This is a genomic window from Sulfuricurvum sp., assembly GCF_049305995.1.
In the GTDB taxonomy this organism is placed as follows: Bacteria; Campylobacterota; Campylobacteria; order Campylobacterales; family Sulfurimonadaceae; genus Sulfuricurvum.
This window is the reverse complement of sequence record NZ_JBAQPS010000138.1, coordinates 1-23,018: the sequence shown is the minus strand read 5'-3', so window position 1 is coordinate 23,018 and position 23,018 is coordinate 1. Positions and strand designations below refer to the sequence as shown.

Genomic DNA, 23,018 nt, shown 5'->3' with positions numbered 1-23,018 from the left:
AAGAAGAAAAAGATGAGGGCTGAAAAAGAGCCGTACATGGTGGCATAGGTTTTGTTGTAAAAGACATAATGGATAAAACTATTTTTAGCCAGTCCCCATACAACAGCAACAATAAAGGAGCTAATCGCAGCGGCTTTGATCGAAACTTCTGCATTTACGGCAATTTTATAGATCAAAAAGAAAATTCCCCACAGTAAGAGAAAAGGGAAAATAGAGAGAGCATTGAGAGCAAATCCACTTATATTGGTTTGCAGATAGGCTTTAAGACTCATTGATGCAATTAAAGCAATCGGTGTAAGGGTAATAAGGGTCCAATAGGTTGTGATAGTATCCCATACCCCCCTCTTCGGTGTCTTGAAAATTTTACCGGCAATATGCTCAAAATTTTGAAAAAAGAGCAGTGAAGATATGATTGTGGTAGTAAAACCTATCACTCCTAGTTGTACCGAGTTTTGAAAAAATGATTCGAGATATCCTGCAATTGCTGCTGTTTGTACCGGCATAATATTATCAAAAATAAATATTTGTATTTTGGCGTATTGTTCTTCAAATACAGGAACATTAGCGATAAGGCTGAGTGAAATAATAAGCAATGGTACAACAGTAAAAATAGTATAGAAGCTAAGACTTGAAGCATAAACACTAATTTCCTGATCAAAAAGCATCAAAAAAAAGAGTCGTATATGTCTTAATGTCGCTTTTAAATTCATTCGTTACTCAAGCCCCATTTTAGATGGATTGAGAATATTGTTGGGGTCAAATGCCCGTTTAATCGATTGAAACAGAGCCATCTCTTCAGGGGTGAATGCCATCGACATATAGGGAGCTTTTGCGAGACCGATACCGTGTTCACCACTGAGGGTTCCGCCGAGATCGATAGTCGCTTGGAATACTTCACGGATCGCTTCGTAACCGATTTTGACTTGCTCAGGGTCTTTTCCATCTACCATGACATTGGTATGGACGTTTCCATCACCGGTATGACCGAAACATGGGATGTTGATGTTGTACTTTTTGGCTATAGCGTCAAATTTTTCGAGGAGTTCAGGGAGAGCGGAGCGAGGTACTGTGACGTCCTCATTAATTTTTTTACTTCCATAGACTGAGAGTGATTGGCTTGCATTACGGCGGGCAAACCATAAGTCGCTGGCTTCTTGCTTATCACGTGCTATTTTGAACTCACTGCATCCGTTTTCTTGAAATACTTTTTGGATGAGGGAAAGTTGAAAATCGAGATCCTGTTCGAGATTTCCGTCCACATCGGTGACGAGAATCGCTCCCGCTTCAATCGGGAGACCTTTTTTATAGACCTGTTCTACGGAACGGATGGTGAGGTTATCTAAAAATTCCATCGCGACAGGGGTGACACCGCTTGCCATCGTTTTATAAACCGCTTCCATCGCTTTACCTACGGTAGGGAAAATACCCATCGCCGTTTTGGTCATTTTCGGTTTGGAGAGGAGTTTGAGGGTTACTTCGGTGGTAACGGCGAGTGTACCCTCTGAAGCGATCAAAATCCCCGCAATGTTGTATCCTGCGACATCTTTGATCGTCCGTTTGCCTGCTTTGATAATATCACCGTTGGGGAGTACCGCACGGATCGCCATGACGTAGTCTTTGGTAATTCCGTATTTAGCGGCGCGCATACCGCCCGCATTTTCATTGACGTTTCCGCCGATGGTAGAATATTCTTGTGATGCCGGATCGGGCGGATAGAAAAGACCGACCTCTTCAACCGCTTTTTGGAGCTCCATATTGACGACACCCGGTTGGACGATAGCCACCATGTTTTGCATATCGATCTCTAGGATTTTATTCATGTGCTTTTCAAATGCGAGGACGATACCTCCATTAGAAGGCAACGCTCCTCCGGTAAATCCGCTACCAGCTCCACGCGGAACGATCACAATGCGGTGCTCATTGCAGTGACGTAAAATATCGCTGACATCTTGTTCATGGCGAGGAAAAAGAACCGCTTCCGGCTCAAATTTCTCACGTGTAGCATCATAACTGTAGGCAATGAGATGGGCTTTATCGCTGTAAACATTTTCTTTGCCGAGCAAATGGGTAAAAAAGTCGATGGCACTGGAAGAGAGCATCGTTATTCCTTCAAATCAAAATAACGCAATAGTGCACTTTTATCACTAAATTTTGCTTTGTAGAGCTCATATAATTCTTTATTTTTTGAATTATTTAAAGCAATTTGCTCTAAATAATAAGGTTCGAAGCTATCCAACCGTGAACTCCCTTTGCCCCACCATGCAGCACGAATTGTCGGGATACGACTGTAAAAAGGAGTTTCTTGTTTTTGTACTTTTGTGAGAGAAGGTGAAGTTTGCAAGAGGGTAAAGCTTTTGCAATCAAGGGTAAAAAGTATTTCAGCACTTTGGATGTAAAGCAAACCGATTGAATTGGCGGTGCAGTAGCTTTGGAAATCTTCTTTTAGTGGGGTAGGATGCCCTTCATGAGAGAGATAAGTGGCATAGTTATCAGGATGAATCCATGCCACAGAGGGGATACTTTTGGTAATTGTCTCATAGCTATCATCATTAGGGGCAATAAGTAAAGCACGCTCATAATCATTGGCTAGGACGGCAATGTCGGATGGACGTGGAACCCAATTGCCACTGGGAAGTGAATTTTGGCGAAGCCCGTCGTAATCGCTAAGTCGTAAAATAGCACGCCCATTGGTAGGATTTACTTGCTCAACCTTAGCATTGGCAATAATTGTATTATGGGTAGCATCAAATTTACGTACTATGAAACCGCTCATTCCTTCTTTTAGGTTTTCAGCAATAATTGCTGCACGAGATTCTTTAACATCAAGCAATGGTGTCATAATAGAGGAAGCGTTCAAGACGCTACATGTAAGAAAAGTAGTAAGCCATATGCGCATCATGGTAACCTTTTGGTAAAATAATTAACGGAGATTATAGCTTAACACATCTTTGTAAATGGAATTTTTGCTATCATTTAGCTCTTTTTATTTCACTGATGTGATTCACTTTAGGAACTAAGTCCCTAAAGTGGCAGGGACAAATGTCCCTACAACCCCCTGAAGCTACCCGTATCGCTCACGATACGGGAGATAAACCTGAGGATGAGAATGGGCCGTTTTTTTGCATTATTACTATTGCCCCTTCTCCTTTTCGGCGGCTCTGTTAAACCTTTTAAATGGAAAGACGGTGAAAGTTTTCTCTCTTTTTTAGAGCGTAAAAAACTTCCCCTTTCTCTCTACTATAACCTCGATAAAGAAGATCAAAAACTCACAGAAGATATTCCGTTTACAGCCAACTGTCAAATGGTATTGGATAACAAAAAGACTATTCGTCAAATTTTAATACCTGTGAATGATGAACTTCAACTACAGATTTATCTCACCCCTAAAAGACGTTATCAGATGAAGGTTGTTCCGATCATTAGTGAAGAATATACTGAAACTCTTTATGTACCGATTCAAACTCTCCCTTATGATGATATTTTAAAAACTACAGGATCGAAAAATTTAGCTTCTATTTTTGTAAAAATGTTTAAAGGGAAGGTTGATTTTCGTCGTGGGTTGCAACCCGGTGCACCGATTATAATGATCTATACGCAGAAATATCGTTTAGGTAAACCGTTTTCGATGCCTGAAGTGCATGGTGCAATGGTAGAAGTAAATGGAAAACGTGTGGCTATTTACCGTCACAGCGATGGGCGATTTTATGATGAGAAGGGGGGGCAGTATGAGAAATTTTTGTTTAAATTACCAATGCGTAATGCCCGTATAACCTCCCGTTTCACCAAACGGCGTTACCATCCGGTCTTACACCGTTATCGTGCCCATTTGGGAGTTGATTTCGGTGCGCGTCCGGGAACACCGATTTTAGCAACGGGTGAGGGGCGAGTGAGTTATGCAGGCTATACATCAGGCTATGGTAAAACGATTAAAATACGTCATAGCAATGGGTTGACGAGTCTTTATGCCCACCAAAAATCATTTAAAGCTGGTGTTCATTCAGGCTCTAGTGTAAAACAAGGAGATGTGATCGGCTATGTCGGCTCATCGGGTCTCTCATCGGGTCCCCATTTGCATTTTGGTATGTATCGTGGGAGTACGGCTATCGATCCGCTCAGTGTCATGAAGAAAAAAACCGAAGGGTTCAGTGGAAAAGAGCGTAAAGCATTTCTCGCAATTCGGGATAAAATGGATGCAAAATTTAGAAAAGCATTGAAAAATAAACCGACTCGAAAACCGCATTTTGATTTCCATGAAACCTATTATGTTGACAGTGAGACCTTTAAAGTAAAACCTTTTTAAGAAGTGAATATGATTAAAAATGTCACTATTGTAGCGTGTGAAAACTCCGATTTTGTGAAGCCAAAACGGATGCAATACCTTCAAAACGAGGTACCAAAAATATGGGATATGGTAGAGGTACACGACAGTGTAGCGATTCTCTTGTATCATGAAGAGCATGATACGTTTGTGGTCGTAAAACAATTTCGCCCCCCAGTGTACCTTAAAAACGATGATGGCTATACGTATGAGCTGTGTGCCGGAATTGTGGATAAAGATAAATCTTTGGTAGAGATTGCCCATGAAGAGATTTTAGAAGAGTGCGGGTTTTATGTTCCATTGGATCACATCCATAAAATAACCTCATTTTACACGGCTGTGGGATTTGCAGGATCGGTCCAGACCCTTTATATGGCACGGGTCAATGAATCGATGAGGGTGAGTGAGGGCGGCGGAGTTGATGTAGAGATGATCGAAGTGGTAGAGATAGCTGTGGCTGAAGCGAAAGTGTTTGTGATGAATGAGACCAAAGCCAAAACACCGGGATTGATGTTCGGCTTCGGTTGGTTTTTGGAGAATGAAGAGTTGACGAAACGTTGATGCCCCGAAGGGCATGTGATTAGAATTTGTAAGCTAGCGTTGCGTAGAAATTGCGACCCGGTTCGTTGAGGACGAGAGGTTGTGAGCCTTCCATGATTGTTGTTAGACCGATATAGCTGTTGCTGACTGCATAGGTACGATCAAAGAAATTATTTATTCCTGCTGTAAGAGAAAAACCACTACCCAGTTCGGTACCGTATTTGAGATTGAGTAGTCCATACCCTGCGATTGCTTGCTCTCCGTTATTTTCATCGTATGTTTGGTGTTTCGCGGCAATAAATTCGGCTTCTGCATAGTTCTTTGAGTCATCGAATACCAAAGCAATACGCCCTTTAAGTGGTGGGATATCGGCTAAATCTTTATCGGTTTGTGGCAATGTTGCGAGTGCATCGAGTTGATTGGTATCCTTTTTCCCCCCTTTTTGACAAGCGATACCGGATTCTATACTCCACTCGTTGCTGAGAAGGTAATCAGCCGTAATATCTCCTCCGATGATACGTGCATCAATATTTGCATAAGAGGTTGTTGATCCCACAACTTTATAGGCATAAATGTAATCTTTTAAATCACTATAGAACAGGGTTCCTTTGAGGTGAAAGTTTCCAATTGTATGCTCGATTCCCATATCAACTTCACGATTGATTGTTTCATTGAGGTTGGTGTTTCCAACACTGGCAAAATAGAGTTCTCGTGCATCGGGAACACGAGAAGATTGCCCTATACCGACAAAAAGATTCCCATTGTTGTTGTAGTGATAACGTCCTAAGATATTGGCACTGATATTGTCGTAATCACGGTCTTTTGCAGTAGCCATTAAATTTTGATCAGCATCAACACTCGTATCATCATAGCGGAGACCCCCGCTGATATCCCAAGCACCCATCGATTGGGAAGCTTTGGCATAAAGACCGATGTTCTCAGTATCGGCATCAGGGATTTGTATTTGCGCATAAGGATTGAGACGTGAGCCTTTTGTTCCGTTCCAATTACGTGTTGAGAGGTCAAGTCCGAAAGTAACGTCCATCTCATTAAGAGAAACACTATTTTCAACACGAACTCCCTTGATTGTTGCATCGACAGGTGATACCATTGTGGCCGCAGCAGAGGTTGCCGATGCTCTAAAATCGGTTCCCATTTCATGTTCGACTTTGGAATGGTATGCTTCGACGAGGAGTTCATTCGAGAAAGCTCCGAGATTAAAAAGTTGGTATTTGGCTTTGAACATATCGGTATCATCTTTAAGGGCGTCCATCGGATAGCGTGCATAAAGGACATCATCGGCACGGTCACCGAAATAGTTGAGGGTTAATTTTTGATTATCAGCGATATTACCGACAATTTTTGCCCAGAAATTTTGTCGAGCATAGGCATCGTCATTTTTGTGTGCAGCTGAATAACGTTGAGCTGAAGGTGCCCCATCGGCTTGTTCAGCCATGGTTTTCCCATCACCGTCTTTGTACTGACCACTGGTTTCACGGCTGTAACCGACAAGGGCTTGAACTGTATCATTACCCCCCTCTACCGTGGTAGAGATTTTACGATAATCATAGCTGCCTAGTGTTGCAGAGATTTCTCCATGTAGCCCTTTGCTCGGATCTTTGGTGACAACATTAATTGCACCACCGAGGCTACCGAATTGAGTGATATCAAACGGTCCTTCTTGGACTTCTACGTTTGCAATTTGGCTCGATGAGACGTGCATAGCCGGAGGATCCATACGATTCGGGCATGCTCCGCACACTTTTGCATCGTCGATAGTGATATTAATATTATCTTTTTTAAATCCGCGTAGAACAATGTCATTGCCGATGGAGGTTGTTCGGACGTGAGTGATTTCAGGGAGAGCGCCTGAGAGCATTTCTCCAAGATCTGACTGGCGGGAGAATTTGACGATTTCGTCTGCGTTGATACTTTTAATATCTCCCTTAGAACCTGAAGCCTCAACAGTGATTTTTTGAATTGTGATAGGCTCAGTGGCGAGCGCAGCAACAGCCGCCATAGAGAGGAGAGTTAATTTTTTCATCTACATTCCTTAAATGTTACAATAGTGTTAACGGGAATTGTAGAGAGAAAGTGTTACATTAGTGTTAAGTCGTTATACTTTTATTCATGAAATTGAATCTAAAACAAGTGCTTTTAACTCTTATTTTATTAGCCGCTTCAGGCTATTTTCTTTACACGGGATTTTCTCTTTTATTCCACCCGTAATCCTACCTCTTCGGGAAACTGCATTGTCACACAGTGGAGTGATCCGTGTTGGCGGATAAGGATGGAACACTCTATTGGGATAATATCGCGTCCATGAAATGCTTTTGTACAAATAGCGATTGCTTCATCATCGTGCGAGTCATTATAGATCGGTAACAAAACCGCATCATTGATGATCAAAAAGTTGGCATAGGTAGCGGGGAGCCGCTCATCATCATAAAATACGGGTGAGCACATAGGTAACGCGATTAGGTTAAATGGCTCACCTTCTATATCACGTAGTGCTCTCAACTCCTCTTCCATTTTTTTCAATGCATCATAATGCTCATCTGTTTTATCGTCACATTTGACATACATGATGGTATCATGATCGATAAAACGGGCGAGGGTATCGATGTGGCTATCAGTGTCATCACCCGCAAGATAGCCGTGATTTAGCCATAAAATCTGTTCCACTCCGAACTCTTTTTTGAGGATGGATTCGGTTTGGGATTTGGATAAATGAGGGTTACGGTTAGGATTCAACAGACATTCTGCGGTGGTGAGGAGTGAACCGTTAGCATTGGTCTCAACTCCACCTCCCTCTAAAATAAGATTGATCTTTTTCATCGGAGCGCCGTAGACGTGAGCGATAGTTTTACTCATCGCATTATCTCGCGTGGCATCGAATTTTCCGCCCCATCCGGTAAAGGTAAAATCGAGGAGCAGAGCTTCGTCTTCCTCTTCATCAATGACACTCAGAGCACTGCAATCACGAGCCCAGGTATCATCACTCTGATACGCTACAAAGATCAGATTGTCGTGAGAAGGGAAATAGCTTTTGACCAATTCAACATCATCACAAATGAGCAAACAAGGCTGATATCGGGCAACCGCATTGGCGATGTTGACAAAACACGCACGTGATTCTTCGAGATAGGGTGCCCAATCACTCTGCGGATGGGGAAAAATGAGTTGGACAAAACTTTGAGGTTCAAATTCGGCTGGGAAATAACGCATTAACTCACCTTGTACTATAATTTTAACATTCTGCTCCGAATGGAGCAAGCTTTAGTGCCTTAGCGGCTAGCGTAGCCGAAGGGATGTATTCCTTTGGCGTTCAAACAGGAAATAATAATGGCATCGATCAAACTTAGCCGCGAGGCACTTATTCATAATCTCGATATTATTGCACACCAAGTCGGTGGAAAAAATAAAATCGCCGTTGTTTTAAAAGATAATGCTTACGGACACGGTGCTGTTATGATAGCAGAAGCTGCGTCACAATACGGTATCAGAGAAGCGGTAGTCCGTTTGGAACGTGAGGCGGATGAGATCGCTGAATATTTCGATAATGTACTTATTTTAGGGGATATGCCTACTCTCCCAAAGGCAAATTACAGTTATGTGATTAACTCGCTTGATTCGATCGAGATGTTTAGTGAGGGGAGCCGTGTTGAGTTAAAAGTGGATACGGGAATGCATCGTAACGGAGTTGCGATCAATGAACTTGAAGTGGCCTTTACTCGTATGAATGAGAAAGGGTTGACCTGTGTCGGCGTTATGAGCCATTTACGCGCTTCGGATACGTTGAGCAGCGAATGGTTTTGGCAGCGTCGAAATTTCGATGAGGTAAAAATCAAAGCATCATTATTAGCAAAAAAATACGGGTGGGAACCAAGATTTCATCTCTCTAATTCCGCTGGGATATTTCGATCTGCGGTATGTAAAGACGATATGGTTCGTGTCGGAATCGTTCTGTATGGATGTTTAGAAATGGAAAAAACCCTTCCTCAGCCGGAGGTTAAACCGGTACTCTCTCTATGGGGAGAGCGTATCGCGACACGTATCCTCAAAAAAGGGGAACGCGTCGGCTATAACGGTATTTACGAAGCTCAAAACGATGAAGTGATATCGACCTATGATTTAGGATATGCGAATGGGCTGGATCGTCTCGCCTCTAATTGCTTTGTTACCCCTGAGGGGATTGCACTGCGAGGACGTATATCGATGGATAACGCTGCATTCGCCAGTGATAAAGAGGAACTATTGATTTTTAATGATGCAAATCACTATGCTCGCTCCGTCGGGACGATCGGATACGAGATACTGGCGTGTTTGGATAAAGATTTAAAACGCGAATGGATTGATTAAATATATATACCGTTCGTGGTGAGCCTGTCGAACCATGAACATACCTTCGACAAGCTCAGGGCGAACGAAGTTAAGAATTTACTTTAATGATACTATCCGAAAAAATCGCCCCATCCATCCCCATCTCGATCAACTCTTCTAAATCGTTCATCTCTTCGATATAGCCTAAAACCTTGGCATCAAAAAGATAATGTTCCGCTACTTTTTGGATCGCTTCAGCGTGTTTAGGGAGAACGATCAGATACGATGCTCCAAGATTCTCCGCAATCACAGCATCGGTAATGGTTTCGATATGAAGCGCAAATCGGACACTGTTTTGCGTTAGATAGTCGATGATATCAAGATTCTCAGGGGTAAAAAACAGAGTGACGACTGAATTCGCCGGAGTGTGAGCAATCGCTTCGATCGCATCAATATGGTAAAAAGGTTGTGAGGGGACGTAAGGGTGACCGAATAACAGCATGATTTATCCTTCTAAACATTCTTTGCAGCAATAGTATTTGCCATCGCGTTTAAGTGCCTCTTTGATCTGTACATAGGTATTACATTTGGCACACGGAACCATCTCTTCTTGTGAATTATCAGAAGATGGGGGCATAATAGCCTTTTTTTTGAAAAAAACGTAATACACTCCGACTAAGACACCGATCAATAATAATAGTTTTAACATGGTTATCTCTTTATGAGCAGATAGTGGCGGCTTTGCGCTTCAATAATGGTGTAATCGAGTGATTCATCGATTTCATCATACACTTTTTCCCCTTTGTAAAAGAGCAAGAGTGTTCCGTTGCTACAAAAAGGTTCAGAGAGTTTGAGAAGCATTTGGGTATCGGTAACCGCCCGAGAGGTAACAAGATCATAAGGCTCACTTGGGAGTTGTTCAGCACGTAGCGCTTTAACATCGACATTTTGGAGTCCTAAATCCGCCTTTACAAATTGTAAAAAACTGGCACGTTTACTGAGGGGCTCAACAAGGGTAAAATGGGTATTCGGCAGTGCAAAAGCTAAAATCATCCCCGGAAATCCGGCTCCGGTTCCTATATCCATCGCTTTTTTAAGAGGTGGCAAAAAGGTGATAGGGGTGATTGCATCGACGATAAAATCATCGATTTGAGCCGGTGTTTTAGCTCCGGTAAGATTGTGTATTTTATTCCATTTTACTAGTAGCACTTTGTATTGTTCAGCTTGTTTGAAGAAAAGTTCAGGAACAGTGATATTTTGTTCTTTTATTAATCGGTGAAGGTTAGTCAAGGAGATGCCCCATACACTCTTTTTTAGTACGTAAATATCCTTCATTATGGGGATTTGGATCAATGATGACAGGAACCCGTTCGGTTATTTCGATATGCAATTCTTCTACAACATCAACTTTAGCTGGATTATTAGTTAGAAGCCGAATTTTTTTCAAACCAAAGTCCTTGAATATTTCTTTGATGACATCATAAGTTCGTTGATCAGGTGCAAATCCAAGTTCAACATTAGCCTCAATAGTATTACGCCCTTGATCTTGAAGAGCGTAGGCATTAATTTTATTGAGCAGGCCAATATTCCGACCCTCTTGGCGATGATAGATGAGGAGCCCCCCTTCAATGGCTATCAATTTCAGCGCTTTGTGTAACTGATTGTTACAGTCACATTTGATACTGCCTAATGTATCACCGGTAAGGCACTCCGAATGGATACGAACTAATGGTGATTCTTGTTGCTCAAAATTCTCGGTAAAGATGATGAGATGTTCTTGATGCCCCTCTTTGTAAGCACGGATTTTAAATTTGCCATATTTACTAGGCATATTAGCGATTGCGGATTTTTCAAAATGGATTTCTGTATTCATGTGGCAATTATAATTTTCTTTTCTTAATCTAACACTTGATACACTTGCTTTAACTATTTATATTGGAGCTATTTTATGGAGCGTTTTCGTCGTACCCGTCTTAATTCTCATCTGCGGTCATTGGTTCGTGAAACCCATGTGGGTGTGAATGATTTTATTTATCCATTATTTGTTCGACCGGGTGAAGGGATCAAAAATGAGGTTACTTCGATGCCGGGTGTTTATCAAATGAGTTTGGATGAAATCTTAAATGAGTGTGAACTGTTACAAAAACTAGGGATTAATTCGATTATTTTATTCGGTATCCCCGAAGTAAAAGATTCGGTGGGTTCAGATGCTCTGTGTGATCATGGGATTATCGCGACGGCAGTTCGCGCTATTAAACGTGCGTATCCTACAATGTTTGTGGTTACCGATCTATGTTTTTGCGAATACACTGATCACGGACATTGCGGAATTCTCGATCACGTCCATGAAACAGTGGATAATGATCTGACCTTGGAAATCTCAGCGCAGCAAGCTCTTGTTCATGCACGTGCAGGGGTAGATATGATTGCGCCCTCGGGCATGATGGATGGAATCATTACGACACTACGTGATGCACTCGATGGCGGCGGATATGTAAATCTCCCTATTATGAGTTATTCGACCAAATTCGCGAGCGGCTATTATGGTCCATTTCGTGATGTTGCTGAATCGGTTCCGAGTTTCGGGGATCGCTCAACGTACCAAATGGATCCGGCCAATCGCCGTGAAGCGATACGTGAAAGCCTTATTGATGAAGCACAAGGTGCTGATATTTTGATGGTGAAACCGGCATTGGCTTATCTCGACATTATCCGTGATATTCGTGAAGCTTCTCAATTACCGCTTGCCGTGTATAACGTAAGTGGCGAATACGCGATGCTTAAACACGCAGGTGCTGCAGGGCTGATCGATTATAACCGTGTGATGATGGAGACAATGGTAGGGTTTAAACGTGCTGGCGCTGATATTATCATCAGTTACCATGCTAAAGAAGTAGCAGCACTTTTGAATTAATAAATTTTTTTTATGATATGATTGTTTTTTGTATAGAAGGGATGACGTGAGACATTTTTTAACGTTAAAAGATTACACCAAAGAGGAGATTTTAGAGATCCTCAACTTAGGTTTACAGATAAAAGCCGAAGTGAAAGCCAAAACATTTGTTCCGCGTTTGGCGAATCAAACTCTAGCAATGATTTTTGAGAAGAGTTCTACTCGTACACGCGTCAGTTTCGAGGTAGGGATGTATCAGCTTGGAGGTCATGCACTTTTTCTCTCTAATCGCGATATCCATTTGGGGCGCGGTGAACCGGTAAAAGATACCGCTCGTGTAATCTCTTCGATGTGTGACATGGTAATGATACGAACCTATGAACAAAGTAAACTAGAAGAGTTTGCTCAATATTCAAAGGTTCCTGTGATTAACGGATTGAGTGACAGCTACCACCCTGTGCAACTTTTGGCAGATTATATGACAATGATGGAGTGTGGCAAAGATCAAAATCCGATTGTTGCTTATGTAGGAGATGGAAACAATATGACCCACTCATGGTTGATGCTCGCCTCTAAACTTGGATTTGAACTTCGTATCGCAACTCCAAAGGGATACGAGTGTGATCCTGCCGTTATCGCTGATGCGATGACATTTGCTGAGCAAAGTGGTGCTAAAATTATGGTTACTAATGATCCAATAATAGCTGTGAAAGGTGCCACAGTTATAACCACAGATACATGGATATCAATGGGACAAGAAGAAGAAAAAGCGCAGCGAATACGTGCTTTTGAAGGATACATTGTAGACGAAGCACTCATGGCATACGCGGATGAAGGTGCAATATTTTTACATTGTCTCCCTGCCTATCGTGGTATTGAAGTGAGTGAAGCAGTATTAGAAGGAGCTCAAAGTTTGATTTTTGAAGAAGCGGAAAATCGTTTGCATGCACAAAAAGGGTTAATGGTTTGGTTAAATAAATATCGTTGTTAGGAGAGAATATGCATTCATTATGGCTATTGGTAGTGTTAAGTTTGAGTCTTTATGCCGCAGAAGCGGTAAAAGTGGGTGATAAGTTTAAAGATTCCAGTAAATGCAAAGCCTGTCATAGCCATATTGTAAAGCAGTGGGAAGAGTCTTGGCACTCTAAATCTCATTATGATAACGATGAATATTTCCGTAAAACGATAGATTATGTAGCACGGAAGAGTAATGGAAAATCGCTTAATACCATTAAAATTGAGTGTGCATCTTGTCATAATCCACGTATTTCAGTTACGTCAACATCTTCAGAATATGATGCGATTGCTGCTTTGAATCTCGATAAAGATACGGCGGCATCCAAAGCATTGAGAAGTAATACGATTTCGGAAGGAATTAATTGTGTTGTTTGTCATAATATCGATCAAATTCACGATAATCTTCCAGATTCGAAGCGGGGAATCCATCGGGTAACATGGATGAAAAGCGGTACAATGAGCGGTCCTTATGATGATGCCAAATCCCCTTATCATAATGTTGTAGCACGAGATTTTATGGATACTAATCCCAATCAGCTCTGTTTTGTGTGTCATGCCAACGACACCTCCGAAGAGGGGCATCGTTTTACCAATATGCAATCAGAGTTTGTAAATAGCTCGAAAGCGTGTGTGGATTGTCATATGGGATCTAGAAAATCAGGGGTAGCTGCAACTCTTCGTGATGTGAATGGAAATGCAAAAAAACGGCTGATTCGTGAACACGGTTTTGAGGGTGCTCACAGCGAGTCAATGTGGCAAGGTGCGTTAAAAGTGGATGCTCGAAAATCGGGAGCTAATTTGGCGGTCACGTTGAGTAACCCTCAGCCGCATCCGTTGCCAAGCGGATTTGGATCTCGTGAAATCATAATCGATGCGCAATATTACAGCGGCGGAAAAGCACTTAAAACAGAAAGTTTGTCATTAACATCCCATTTTTTAAACAAACGGGGAAAACCGACGATTCCTCATTTGGCGGATAAAACGGTTCAAAATATCTCCATTCCGGCATTAGGATCAAAAACATTTACTTTACCAATGGTAGCGGGAGCAGATCAGGTATCAGTGGTGGTATCTTATCGATTGGTGAATGATGAGGTTCGAGAAATGTTAGAGTTGAAAGAGGCCATCTGGTCAAAAAAGATGGTGATTAAGAAATTAAATTTAAAACTATAGGCTTAAGGGGGGATAAGCCCCTTAATTCATCTCTACTTTGATGATAAGATCGTTACCCTCTTCAACGATTAAAAAATTATGTTTTTGACAAAATGTTTCATTCATCTCAGTTGCCCACTCCTGTGCTTCAACCATTGCGTCATCTTTGTTTTCAAATGTTTTAACACTTTCCATACCGCTTCGTTTGAAACAGCCACACTCTTTTTCCATTTTTACATTGAACATTAATGACTCCTGATTTAAGTATACATTTCTGGAAGTATAGTTTTTAAAGATTAAAAAAAAAAGATAAAATAGAAACGATTTGAAACTAAAGGTTATCTTTATCTTTTACTATACTGATATTGTCAGTATTCTTTATGAAAATTTTAGATATAATTCCATTTGAATTTTGGGTACCTTCTAAAGAGATTGTAAAATCTTTTTCAAAGGTGCCCTCGCGGATGAGAATCCAACTTATCCTCATTAAAATTTCTCTCCCCCATGAGTGGGCAAGCGTAACTGGTCGGAAATAGGTTTTTCGGTGGCGTATATACAAAGGGTTATTATGAACGTAATAGAAGAAGCAATCACAGACGAAAATTTGGTAACATTTGAATCTTTCGGTCTGAGAAAAGAAATCATGCAAAGTATCAACTATGCAGGATTTAAAACACCGAGTCCGATTCAGCAAATGGTTATTCCTGTTATTATGGAAGGGCGCGACGTTGTTGGACAAGCCCATACAGGTACAGGTAAAACAGCCGCATTCGGTCTTCCTGCACTCAATAAAATGCATTTAAAAGGGGGAATTGAAACCCTTATCATCACTCCGACACGCGAACTTGCGAACCAAGTAAGTGATGAAATTTTCAAATACGGTAAACACTTGGGTGTTCGTACTGTAACAATTTACGGCGGAAGCTCATACAATCGTCAAATGGATTTGATCGAGCGTGGTGCGCAAGTGATCATCGCTACTCCGGGTCGTTTGCTTGATATGTTGAGCCGTAACATGCTCAAAGGTTTTACTCCATCAACTGTTATCTTGGATGAAGCGGACGAAATGCTTGACATGGGCTTTTTGGACGATATCAACGAAATTTTTACCTATTTGCCGAGTGAACGTCAAACATTGCTCTTTTCAGCAACAATGCCCGCTCCGATTAAGCAATTGGCTGAGCGTATTTTGGTGAACCCATTTTTCGCTTCTATTACTAAATCAGAGACGACTAACACTGACATTACACAACAATATTATGTTATTGAAGAATCTGAGCGTGATGATGCGATTATTCGTCTTATGGATTCAGAAGATGCGAAAAAAACAGTTGTATTTTGTCGTACCAAAAAAGAAGTTGATCGCCTTTCTAATGTTCTTTCGGCAGCGGGATACTCTGCAAAAGGGCTTCACGGTGATATGGAACAGCGTCAACGTGAAAGTGTTATTAAAGGGCTTAAAACGGATGCGGTTGACGTACTGATCGCAACCGACGTTGCGGCACGCGGATTGCACATCGATGATGTTACCCACGTTTTCAACTACCATATTCCATTTGACCCTGAGAGCTATGTTCACCGTATTGGACGTACAGGGCGTGCGGGTAAAAAGGGAGTTGCGATTACTTTGGTTACTCCGCTTGAGTTCAAAGAGCTTCAACGTATCCGTGCAAAAGTCGGTACAACAATGGAACACGCTTACATCCCAAGCAAATTGGATGTTAAAGAGGCACAAGTTACCCGTTTGGTTAATGAAATTGAAAAACAACACGTTTACGATGAAGCGCATAAAGTGCTTGATTTGTTGAAACAAGATTACGATCAAGAGCAAATTGCGTATAAATTGATCTCTGTATTGATGGAACGCAACACGGTTCAAGGACCGAATCATATCGGTATCGCAGCGGAACGTTTGGAAAAAATCCTAAGCAATTTGGCAAACCGACACGATCGCGGCGGTCAACGCAGTGGCGGATTCAACCGTAACCGTAACGGTGGAAACCGTAGCGGTGGAGGTGGATACCGTGGAAATAACGATCGTAACGCTGGCGGAGAACGTAGCGGTGGCGGTGAGCGAAGCGGTGGTGGAGAACGTGGCGGAAATGATCGCGGTGAACGTTCACGCAGTTTCAGTGGACAGAAACCAAAACCACGCTACTAGTTGATGTTATGCACTTTTTTGGCAAAGCCCGAAAAGTGGCAGGGACAAATGTCCCTACAACCCCCTAAAGCTACCCGTATCACACATGATACGGGAGAATTATAAATGAGAATCTAGCTCTCGTTTGATCTTCTCTAAAAATGGCTCCATCGGTGAGTCTAATTCAAACTTCTCTCTTTGTTTCATCCCCCACATCGGTTCTGGAAAATAGCTGTCATTTTCAAAGCGTGCCATAACATGCCAATGGACTCTCGGTAACATATTCCCAAATGAGGCGATATTGATTTTAGTAGGGTTGAAATAAGAGAGCATCTCTTTCTCAATAATGTCGAGTGCTTCCCAAATTATTTTTTTCTCTTCACTTGAGCAGTCAGAGAACTCTTTATGAGGAGTTTGTGTAAAGATTTTTAACCAAGGGATTTCGGATTCGTGAATTTCAATGTAAATAAGAGAGTTGGAATAAATCATAAAAGACCTCGTTTGTCATTCCCAACTTGATTAGGAATCCAGAAGTTTAATTAAAAAAGATGGATGCCGTATCAAGTACGGCATGACGAACTAAATCCCTTTTCCCGCAAACGGAACCAAAGCACTACCCCATGTTAAACCACCACCAAAAGCATCGAGGAGCATCAAATCCCCCTCTTGTAAGCGTCCTGATTCGTAAATATCATTGATTGCCATAGGGATAGAAGCACCGGAAGTATTGCCGTATTTCTCTACCGTGAGTACTACTTGTTCTTCTTTAAGCTCAAGCGCATCGCCGACTGCTTTGATAATACGGTAATTGGCTTGATGAGGTACGAAGTGTTTAATGCTGGATGAAGCGATATTGTTTTGTTCTAAAATATCGATAACGTCACTGGTGAGGGTACGAACCGCTACTTTAAAGGTTTCGTTCCCTTTCATACGCATAAAGCATCCGGCACGCTCGCGGTCAATCTCATCATGTGCAGAGCCACTTCCGCCGTTCGGTGTCATAAGTAAATCGGCAAATGAACCATCTGAACCGGTATGAATATCGATGAGGGCTTCATCTTTATTTTCTGTTGCACTTATAATAGCTGCACCGGCACCATCACCAAAGAGGATACAGGTTCCGCGATCGGTGTAGTCGGTAATACTGCTAAGTCGCTCAGCTCCGATGATGAGAATATTTTTTTTCATCCCTGATTCGATAAATGCTTTGGCAACACTAAGGGCATAAACAAATCCGGTACATGCAGCGGATATGTCAAAAGCGGTAACTTTTTCTAGGCCAAGTTTGGTTGCGATGATGGTAGCAGTGGAAGGCATACAAAAATAATCAGGAGAGATAGTAGCGCAAATGAGCATATCGATTTCATTTTTGGCAATTCCACTTCGCTCAAGTGCTAGTTCCGCCGCTTTGACACCCATATCACTGGTAGTTTCATTTTCGGCCGCAATATGACGCTCTTTGATTCCGGTACGTTTTGTGATCCACTCATCACTGGTATCAACCATTACTTCAAGTTCAGTATTGGTAAGGATTTTAGTGGGAACATAAGCTCCAATAGAACGAAACGCAGCGTACATAATTAGCCTTTATTAAGGGATCAACGGTTATTTTTTAGCTCTTCAAGGCGATTTTCAATATGTTCATTGACTCCGGTATTAACATATCGGATAGCTTGAAAAATAGCGTTTTTTATTGCTTTTGAATTACTTTTACCGTGACTGACAATGGCACAACCTTTGATTCCGACCAAAGGAGCACCACCGATTTCAGCATAATCGATTTGTTTTTTGAGCAATTTAAAGACTTTTCGCATTAAGAGTGCACCGGTAATAGCTATTGGAGATTTTCGAATATACTCTTTTATAAAGTAACCAATTGTTGAAGCTACCCCTTCAGATGCTTTAAGAACGAGGTTACCGATAAATCCATCACATATAATGACATCACAGCTACCATCAAAAATATTATTACCTTCAACGTTACCGATAAAACCTTTTTGTCCTTCAAGCATTTTGAATGTCTCTTTAGTGATTTCGTTTCCTTTGGAATCTTCTTCACCATTGGCGAGTAAACCGACCCGTGGAGCATCTATTTTGAACATATCTTTGGCATAATAGTACCCCATAATGCCAAATTGGAATAGGTGCTCGGCTTTACAATCTACATTGGCACCGGCATCCATCAAGATACTTCGTTTACCACTTTTGGTCGGCATCGATGTGACCAATGCGGGGCGTAAGACATTTTTGAGCCGTCCGAGTCGAAGTGTTGCCAACGTCATGGTTGCACCGCTGTGCCCTGCGCTGACAACACCGTCTGCTTCACCGTTGCGGACTAACTCTATCGCTTTGTAGATAGAGCTCTCTTGGCGTTTAAGTGCATCGGTGGCCGCATCACCCATATTGATAACGTCATTCGCTTCGACAATTAAAATCTTATCTTTATAGCCCTTAGGTAATAAAGATAAGATTTCATCTTTTTTACCAACTAGAATTGGTTGAAAACTCTTTTCTTTGAGTGCTTCAAGTGTCCCTTTAACAATCGGTTCGGGACCAAAGTCCCCGCCCATTGCATCAATTGCAATTCTAATCATCGATTATTTATACTCACCGGTTGTCGGATTGACATAGTGAGACAATTTGTACGTGCCGTCTTTATCTTTAACTGGACGTGCAAGAGAAATTTTATAGTGAGTTCTGCGTTTTGCGGCGCGTGAATGACTCACTCTTCTTTTAGGTACTGCCATAGTATTTATCCCTTTCTATTTAAATTTAAATACCGAGAGAATATATCCCTTCGGTTATGTTAACACTTGGTTTCCCTGCTAACAGGATATCCAGCTTCGCAATCAGAATTCTCGATCTAACGAGATTCCTTCGCAGTTTTTGCAACAAAAATAGTCGCTTTTGATCAGTTCGATTTCCGATTTGAGAAGCTCTTCCATATCAATCATTGATTGACCGATTTCGACGACATCCAACTCTTCGTCGTTGCCTTCATATATCCCATCGCTTAGGTAAAAAGAGATCTCTTCATTTAAAGACTTCTCTACTTCTTCGGCACAAATATCGCAAGGAATCGAAATACTCCCCGTAATTGTACCGTTTAATTGGGCAAGATTGCTTTTTTTCAGGATTAAATCACCCGAAAAAACAGCATTGTCACTATTTTCCTCAAAATGAAGCGGTTGTGAGCCCAATTTTTTAAATGCTATCTTCATGGCGATTACGAAATTTCGCGCCCTGAAAAGAAAAATGCGATTTCGATTGCCGCATTTTCTGCTGAGTCACTTCCGTGAACCGCATTAGCATCGATATTTTCAGCGAAATCAGCACGGATAGTTCCCGCTGCCGCTTCTTTAGGGTTTGTTGCACCCATCAAATCACGGTTTTTAAGGATAGCATTTTCACCCTCAAGAACGGTGATAACAACCGGACCACTTACCATGAAATCAACGAGGTCGTTGAAAAAAGGGCGTGCAGCGTGTACTGCGTAAAACGCTTCAGCGTCTTGACGTGAGAGTTGAACTTTTTTCATAGCCGCGATTTTAAGACTGTTACTTTCGAAACGATCCAAAATTTTACCGATGACACCTTTTGCTACGGCGTCTGGCTTGATGATTGACAATGTTTGTTCCATCAATGCTCCTGTTTTGTGTGTAAAAAATAGAACGGGATTATAGCGAAATAATAATTTAAGTAAGATTAAAGATGTGGAAATAATAATAGACAGGATAAAAGTATACTTTAAAAGGACAAACATGCGACCAAAGGGTTTTGATTCCTTTGGCGTTTTTTGAATAAAATTAATTGACGACGTTTGCTTTTGAAGAACGCATATCGGCGGTAACATCATCACGGTGAGCAGGACTAGCACCGATTTCATCCCATGTGATACAACCCTCAGTTGGACAAGCTGTTGCACACGCAGGCTCATCATGGTGACCGACACACTCGACACATTTGTCAGCATAAACGTAATAGACTTCTTCACCCGTTGGGTTATCGTCCTCGTCTACAATCGCTTCTACCGGACACTCGTCGATGCAAGCTCCGCAGTTAATACAGGTATCATTAATGACTACTGCCATAGGGTTCTCCTTGGTTGATAAATATGAGGTAACTATAACAGAAGAATTTTAAACCCACCTAAAAAAAAGGTGGGTGTATGAAGATTATTTTGAGAGTGTTACGGAAGTGTAAGTTAGAGACCTAGATAGGCTTTGATTGCATCCACTTTGTCTGTTTTTTCCCATGAAAATTCTGGAAGTTCACGTCCAAAGTGACCATATGCCGCTGTTTTTCGATAAATCGGTCGTAGAAGATCAAGAGATTCAATGATCCCTTTTGGGGTAAGGTTAAAAAGCTCTTTAACGCACGCTTCGAGTTTTTCTTCCGGAACTATCGATGTTCCATGGGAGTTGACCATGATGGAGATGGGTTTAACGACACCAATGGCATAGGACACTTGAATCGTTGCTTTTTCACATGCGCCCGATGCGACAAGATTTTTGGCGACGTAGCGGGCGGCATACGCAGCAGAACGGTCCACTTTAGTCGGATCTTTTCCGCTGAAGGCTCCACCGCCGTGAGGACATGCTCCGCCGTAGGTATCAACGATAATTTTACGTCCTGTAAGTCCTGCATCTCCTTGAGGACCGCCGATGACGAATTTTCCTGTTGGGTTGATGTGATAGATGATATTTGGAGACATCAATTCGTGAGGGATAACGTATTTGATCACCTCTTCGATAACATCAGCGTGAAGTTTCTCTTGAGAGATTTCAGGGGCATGTTGTGTCGAAACGACAACCGTTTCAACAGAAACCGGTTTGTCATCGACGTATTTGATACTCACTTGAGTTTTACCATCAGGACGGAGGTATGGGATGATCCCCTCTTTACGTACTTGAGCTAAACGCTCCGCAAGGCGGTGAGAAAGGTAGATCGGTAACGGCATCAATACGTCAGTCTCTTTACACGCATAGCCGAACATAAGACCTTGATCTCCTGCACCGATTTCACCGTCTTCTTGGTCAACACCTTGGTTAATGTCGGGGGATTGTTCACCGATACCGTTCAAGACGGCGCATGAGCGGTAATCAAATCCATACGTTGCATCGGTATAGCCAATTTCACGAACCACTTGACGGGCGATCTCTTGCATCGGAGCGTATGCAGTGGTTTTAAGCTCGCCTGCGATAACGCAAAAACCGTTGGAAACGAGAGTTTCACAGGCTACACGTGCTTTTGGATCGTGTTCGATAATGTAATCGAGAATCGCATCACTGATTTGATCCGCCATTTTATCGGGATGCCCCTCGGTGACCGATTCAGAGGTGAAAATGTATTCTTTAGGCATATATATCCTTAGAGGAAATGTTAAATATTTGTGGTTGGGCGGATTATATCGTATTGTGTTTTAAGTTTTTTAATGGCTTTGCAGATAATCTCTTTCCCAAAAGAAATCGATCCAATCGGTAGCTTCATGTAAGGAAAAATCGGGTTGAATAAGCGCAGTAGGTTTCATAAAGAGGGTTGCAATTTTAAAATGGCAATGGGGATATTGTCCCATAAAAATAGGCATAAGGGCAGATAATGTGGCACCGCTGTCCACAATATCATCAACGATTAAAACATTTGTTGAGGTTTGTAAATTGCATGAGCCTAATATCGTTACAGCTTCACGTTGTATCGTATCATCATAGCTTTCGATTCGTATACTTTGAAGATTACGAATATCTAACGACATGGCAAGTGCGTGTGCTAGGGTCATTCCCCCTCTCGCAACGGCAACGATGGTGTCGGGTTGGAAAGGTTTACATAAGGAACTTAGGGGTTGAAGATCATTTTTAAAGTGTTCATAGCTGTAGGTAATCATAAATAAAATTATACCATAAGGGCACCTACGCTATAATAAAGGATTAATTTTTAAAAAAGGCTACTATGAAAAAGTTAGCTATTATCGGCCGTCCAAATGTCGGCAAAAGTTCCCTCTTTAATCGTCTTCTCAAACAGCGCGATGCTATCACCTCTGAACAAGCAGGGACAACACGTGATGTCAAAAAACGTGTTGCCGTTGTGGTAGATAAAGAGGTGGAAATTCTCGATACGGGAGGTTTGGATGAGGGGTGTGAACTCTTCGATCGAATCAAAGAAAAATCTCTTAAAGCGGCACATGAAGCCGATATCATCCTCTTTATGGTAGACGGTAAAAGCCTCCCTGAAGAGGATGATAAAAAACTTTTTTATGAACTTGAATCGATGGGAAAAGCGATTGCGTTGGTTGTGAATAAAATCGATAATGACAAGATGCAAGAGAAGCTTTGGGAATATTATGAGTTCGGGACAGAACGCATTTTCGGTATCTCAGTATCTCATAACCGTTCGGTTTTGCCACTTTTAAATTGGATCGCTTCTGAACTCCCAGAATCTTCTATCGTTAAGCCTGAGGGTGAAACGGTAGAAGAAGATGAGATGGACGGATTTGATGCAGCACTAAAAGCCTCTTCGGATGATGACGAGTTCGAAGAGGATGAGGACGATGGGTTCTTTATTCCTGAAGCGGATGATGAAGAAGAGGAGACGTCGATCGAAGCACTTGAAGAGGCGTATCGTGGAATCGTTAAAGAGTA

The 23,018-nt window shown here is 41.8% G+C and carries 27 protein-coding genes; 8 read left to right on the top strand and 19 right to left on the bottom strand.

Annotated elements, in window-relative coordinates; all coding sequences use genetic code 11:
- The 3 genes from WA010_RS04720 to WA010_RS04710 form a co-directional block, all read right to left on the bottom strand.
- Positions 1-710 (bottom strand): YihY/virulence factor BrkB family protein (locus tag WA010_RS04720; RefSeq protein ID WP_422555996.1); only part of this gene is annotated, 710 nt, incomplete at its 3' end.
- Positions 711-713: 3 nt separating this feature from the next.
- Positions 714-2,099, bottom strand: a complete 1,386-nt coding sequence (locus WA010_RS04715) for an FAD-linked oxidase C-terminal domain-containing protein (RefSeq protein ID WP_422555995.1) — start codon at positions 2,097-2,099, stop codon at positions 714-716.
- A 2-nt stretch (positions 2,100-2,101) separates the two neighbouring features.
- Positions 2,102-2,896: a plasminogen-binding N-terminal domain-containing protein gene (locus WA010_RS04710; protein ID WP_422555994.1), complete on the bottom strand. Its 795-nt coding sequence runs from the start codon at positions 2,894-2,896 to the stop codon at positions 2,102-2,104.
- Positions 2,897-3,106: 210 nt separating this feature from the next.
- On the opposite strand from WA010_RS04710, the gene WA010_RS04705 reads away from it, so the two are divergent.
- Together WA010_RS04705 and WA010_RS04700 are read left to right on the top strand one after the other, a co-directional pair.
- Positions 3,107-4,300, top strand: coding sequence for a peptidoglycan DD-metalloendopeptidase family protein (locus WA010_RS04705; RefSeq protein ID WP_422555993.1), 1,194 nt, complete (start codon positions 3,107-3,109; stop codon positions 4,298-4,300).
- A 9-nt stretch (positions 4,301-4,309) separates the two neighbouring features.
- Positions 4,310-4,879 (top strand): NUDIX domain-containing protein, encoded by a 570-nt coding sequence (locus WA010_RS04700; protein WP_422555992.1) that lies wholly within the window; start codon positions 4,310-4,312, stop codon positions 4,877-4,879.
- 19 nt (positions 4,880-4,898) lie between these two features.
- Here WA010_RS04700 and WA010_RS04695 read toward each other — a convergent pair whose 3' ends face one another.
- Complete coding sequence (locus WA010_RS04695; RefSeq protein WP_422555991.1) at positions 4,899-6,902, bottom strand: TonB-dependent receptor; 2,004 nt, start codon at positions 6,900-6,902, stop codon at positions 4,899-4,901.
- A gap of 170 nt (positions 6,903-7,072) precedes the next feature.
- Positions 7,073-8,086, bottom strand: coding sequence for an agmatine deiminase family protein (locus WA010_RS04690; protein WP_422555990.1), 1,014 nt, complete (start codon positions 8,084-8,086; stop codon positions 7,073-7,075).
- Between the two features lie 117 nt (positions 8,087-8,203).
- On the opposite strand from WA010_RS04690, the gene WA010_RS04685 reads away from it, so the two are divergent.
- Positions 8,204-9,220, top strand: coding sequence for an alanine racemase (locus WA010_RS04685; protein WP_422555989.1), 1,017 nt, complete (start codon positions 8,204-8,206; stop codon positions 9,218-9,220).
- 70 nt (positions 9,221-9,290) lie between these two features.
- On the opposite strand, the gene WA010_RS04680 is transcribed toward WA010_RS04685, so the two are convergent.
- Genes WA010_RS04680 through ribA form a run of 4 tightly spaced genes read right to left on the bottom strand, consistent with a single transcriptional unit; the run spans position 9,291 to position 11,054 of the window.
- On the bottom strand, positions 9,291-9,683 hold the full coding sequence (locus WA010_RS04680) for a hypothetical protein (RefSeq protein WP_422555988.1): 393 nt from the start codon (positions 9,681-9,683) through the stop codon (positions 9,291-9,293).
- A 3-nt stretch (positions 9,684-9,686) separates the two neighbouring features.
- Entirely contained in the window at positions 9,687-9,890 is a 204-nt protein-coding gene (locus WA010_RS04675) for a PP0621 family protein (RefSeq protein ID WP_422555987.1), read from the bottom strand.
- A gap of 2 nt (positions 9,891-9,892) precedes the next feature.
- Positions 9,893-10,471 carry a 16S rRNA (guanine(527)-N(7))-methyltransferase RsmG gene (rsmG, locus tag WA010_RS04670; protein WP_422555986.1) on the bottom strand — a complete coding sequence of 193 codons (579 nt, stop codon included), beginning with the start codon at positions 10,469-10,471 and terminating at the stop codon, positions 9,893-9,895.
- A complete protein-coding gene (gene ribA, locus WA010_RS04665) occupies positions 10,464-11,054 on the bottom strand; it encodes a GTP cyclohydrolase II (RefSeq protein ID WP_422555985.1) in 591 nt (196 codons plus the stop codon). Before ribA ends, rsmG begins: the two co-directional genes overlap by 8 nt.
- Before the next feature lie 75 nt (positions 11,055-11,129).
- Between ribA and hemB the strand changes: the two genes are divergently transcribed.
- From hemB to WA010_RS04650, 3 genes are read left to right on the top strand one after another with little or no spacing between them, the layout of a single operon-like run.
- Positions 11,130-12,095, top strand: a complete 966-nt coding sequence (hemB, locus tag WA010_RS04660) for a porphobilinogen synthase (RefSeq protein WP_422555984.1) — start codon at positions 11,130-11,132, stop codon at positions 12,093-12,095.
- A gap of 46 nt (positions 12,096-12,141) precedes the next feature.
- Positions 12,142-13,065, top strand: coding sequence for an ornithine carbamoyltransferase (argF, locus tag WA010_RS04655; protein WP_422555983.1), 924 nt, complete (start codon positions 12,142-12,144; stop codon positions 13,063-13,065).
- 8 nt (positions 13,066-13,073) lie between these two features.
- Positions 13,074-14,264, top strand: a complete 1,191-nt coding sequence (locus tag WA010_RS04650; protein WP_422555982.1) for a multiheme c-type cytochrome — start codon at positions 13,074-13,076, stop codon at positions 14,262-14,264.
- 21 nt (positions 14,265-14,285) lie between these two features.
- On the opposite strand, the gene WA010_RS04645 is transcribed toward WA010_RS04650, so the two are convergent.
- Positions 14,286-14,489, bottom strand: coding sequence for a hypothetical protein (locus WA010_RS04645; protein ID WP_422555981.1), 204 nt, complete (start codon positions 14,487-14,489; stop codon positions 14,286-14,288).
- 322 nt (positions 14,490-14,811) lie between these two features.
- On the opposite strand from WA010_RS04645, the gene WA010_RS04640 reads away from it, so the two are divergent.
- Positions 14,812-16,404, top strand: coding sequence for a DEAD/DEAH box helicase (locus tag WA010_RS04640; RefSeq protein ID WP_422555980.1), 1,593 nt, complete (start codon positions 14,812-14,814; stop codon positions 16,402-16,404).
- A 99-nt stretch (positions 16,405-16,503) separates the two neighbouring features.
- Here WA010_RS04640 and WA010_RS04635 read toward each other — a convergent pair whose 3' ends face one another.
- The 9 genes from WA010_RS04635 to WA010_RS04595 all read right to left on the bottom strand — a co-directional run bounded on the left by WA010_RS04635 (position 16,504) and on the right by WA010_RS04595 (position 22,264).
- Positions 16,504-16,872, bottom strand: a complete 369-nt coding sequence (locus WA010_RS04635) for an HIT family protein (protein WP_422555979.1) — start codon at positions 16,870-16,872, stop codon at positions 16,504-16,506.
- A gap of 90 nt (positions 16,873-16,962) precedes the next feature.
- Positions 16,963-17,961: a beta-ketoacyl-ACP synthase III gene (locus WA010_RS04630; protein WP_422555978.1), complete on the bottom strand. Its 999-nt coding sequence runs from the start codon at positions 17,959-17,961 to the stop codon at positions 16,963-16,965.
- A 20-nt stretch (positions 17,962-17,981) separates the two neighbouring features.
- Positions 17,982-18,977, bottom strand: coding sequence for a phosphate acyltransferase PlsX (gene plsX / locus WA010_RS04625; protein ID WP_422555977.1), 996 nt, complete (start codon positions 18,975-18,977; stop codon positions 17,982-17,984).
- Positions 18,978-18,980: 3 nt separating this feature from the next.
- Positions 18,981-19,130, bottom strand: coding sequence for a 50S ribosomal protein L32 (gene rpmF / locus WA010_RS04620; protein ID WP_013461018.1), 150 nt, complete (start codon positions 19,128-19,130; stop codon positions 18,981-18,983).
- 102 nt (positions 19,131-19,232) lie between these two features.
- Positions 19,233-19,604: a YceD family protein gene (locus tag WA010_RS04615; protein ID WP_422555976.1), complete on the bottom strand. Its 372-nt coding sequence runs from the start codon at positions 19,602-19,604 to the stop codon at positions 19,233-19,235.
- A 5-nt stretch (positions 19,605-19,609) separates the two neighbouring features.
- Entirely contained in the window at positions 19,610-20,023 is a 414-nt protein-coding gene (gene ndk / locus WA010_RS04610) for a nucleoside-diphosphate kinase (protein ID WP_422555975.1), read from the bottom strand.
- Between the two features lie 166 nt (positions 20,024-20,189).
- Positions 20,190-20,474 (bottom strand): 4Fe-4S dicluster domain-containing protein, encoded by a 285-nt coding sequence (locus WA010_RS04605; protein ID WP_299991042.1) that lies wholly within the window; start codon positions 20,472-20,474, stop codon positions 20,190-20,192.
- A 113-nt stretch (positions 20,475-20,587) separates the two neighbouring features.
- On the bottom strand, positions 20,588-21,745 hold the full coding sequence (gene metK / locus WA010_RS04600) for a methionine adenosyltransferase (RefSeq protein WP_422555974.1): 1,158 nt from the start codon (positions 21,743-21,745) through the stop codon (positions 20,588-20,590).
- Positions 21,746-21,814: 69 nt separating this feature from the next.
- The gene (locus WA010_RS04595; RefSeq protein ID WP_422555973.1) at positions 21,815-22,264 is read right to left on the bottom strand and encodes a phosphoribosyltransferase; all 450 of its coding nucleotides are present in this window, start codon (positions 22,262-22,264) and stop codon (positions 21,815-21,817) included.
- Positions 22,265-22,329: 65 nt separating this feature from the next.
- On the opposite strand from WA010_RS04595, the gene WA010_RS04590 reads away from it, so the two are divergent.
- On the top strand, positions 22,330-23,018 hold a 689-nt coding region (locus WA010_RS04590), incomplete at its 3' end, for a GTP-binding protein (protein ID WP_422555972.1).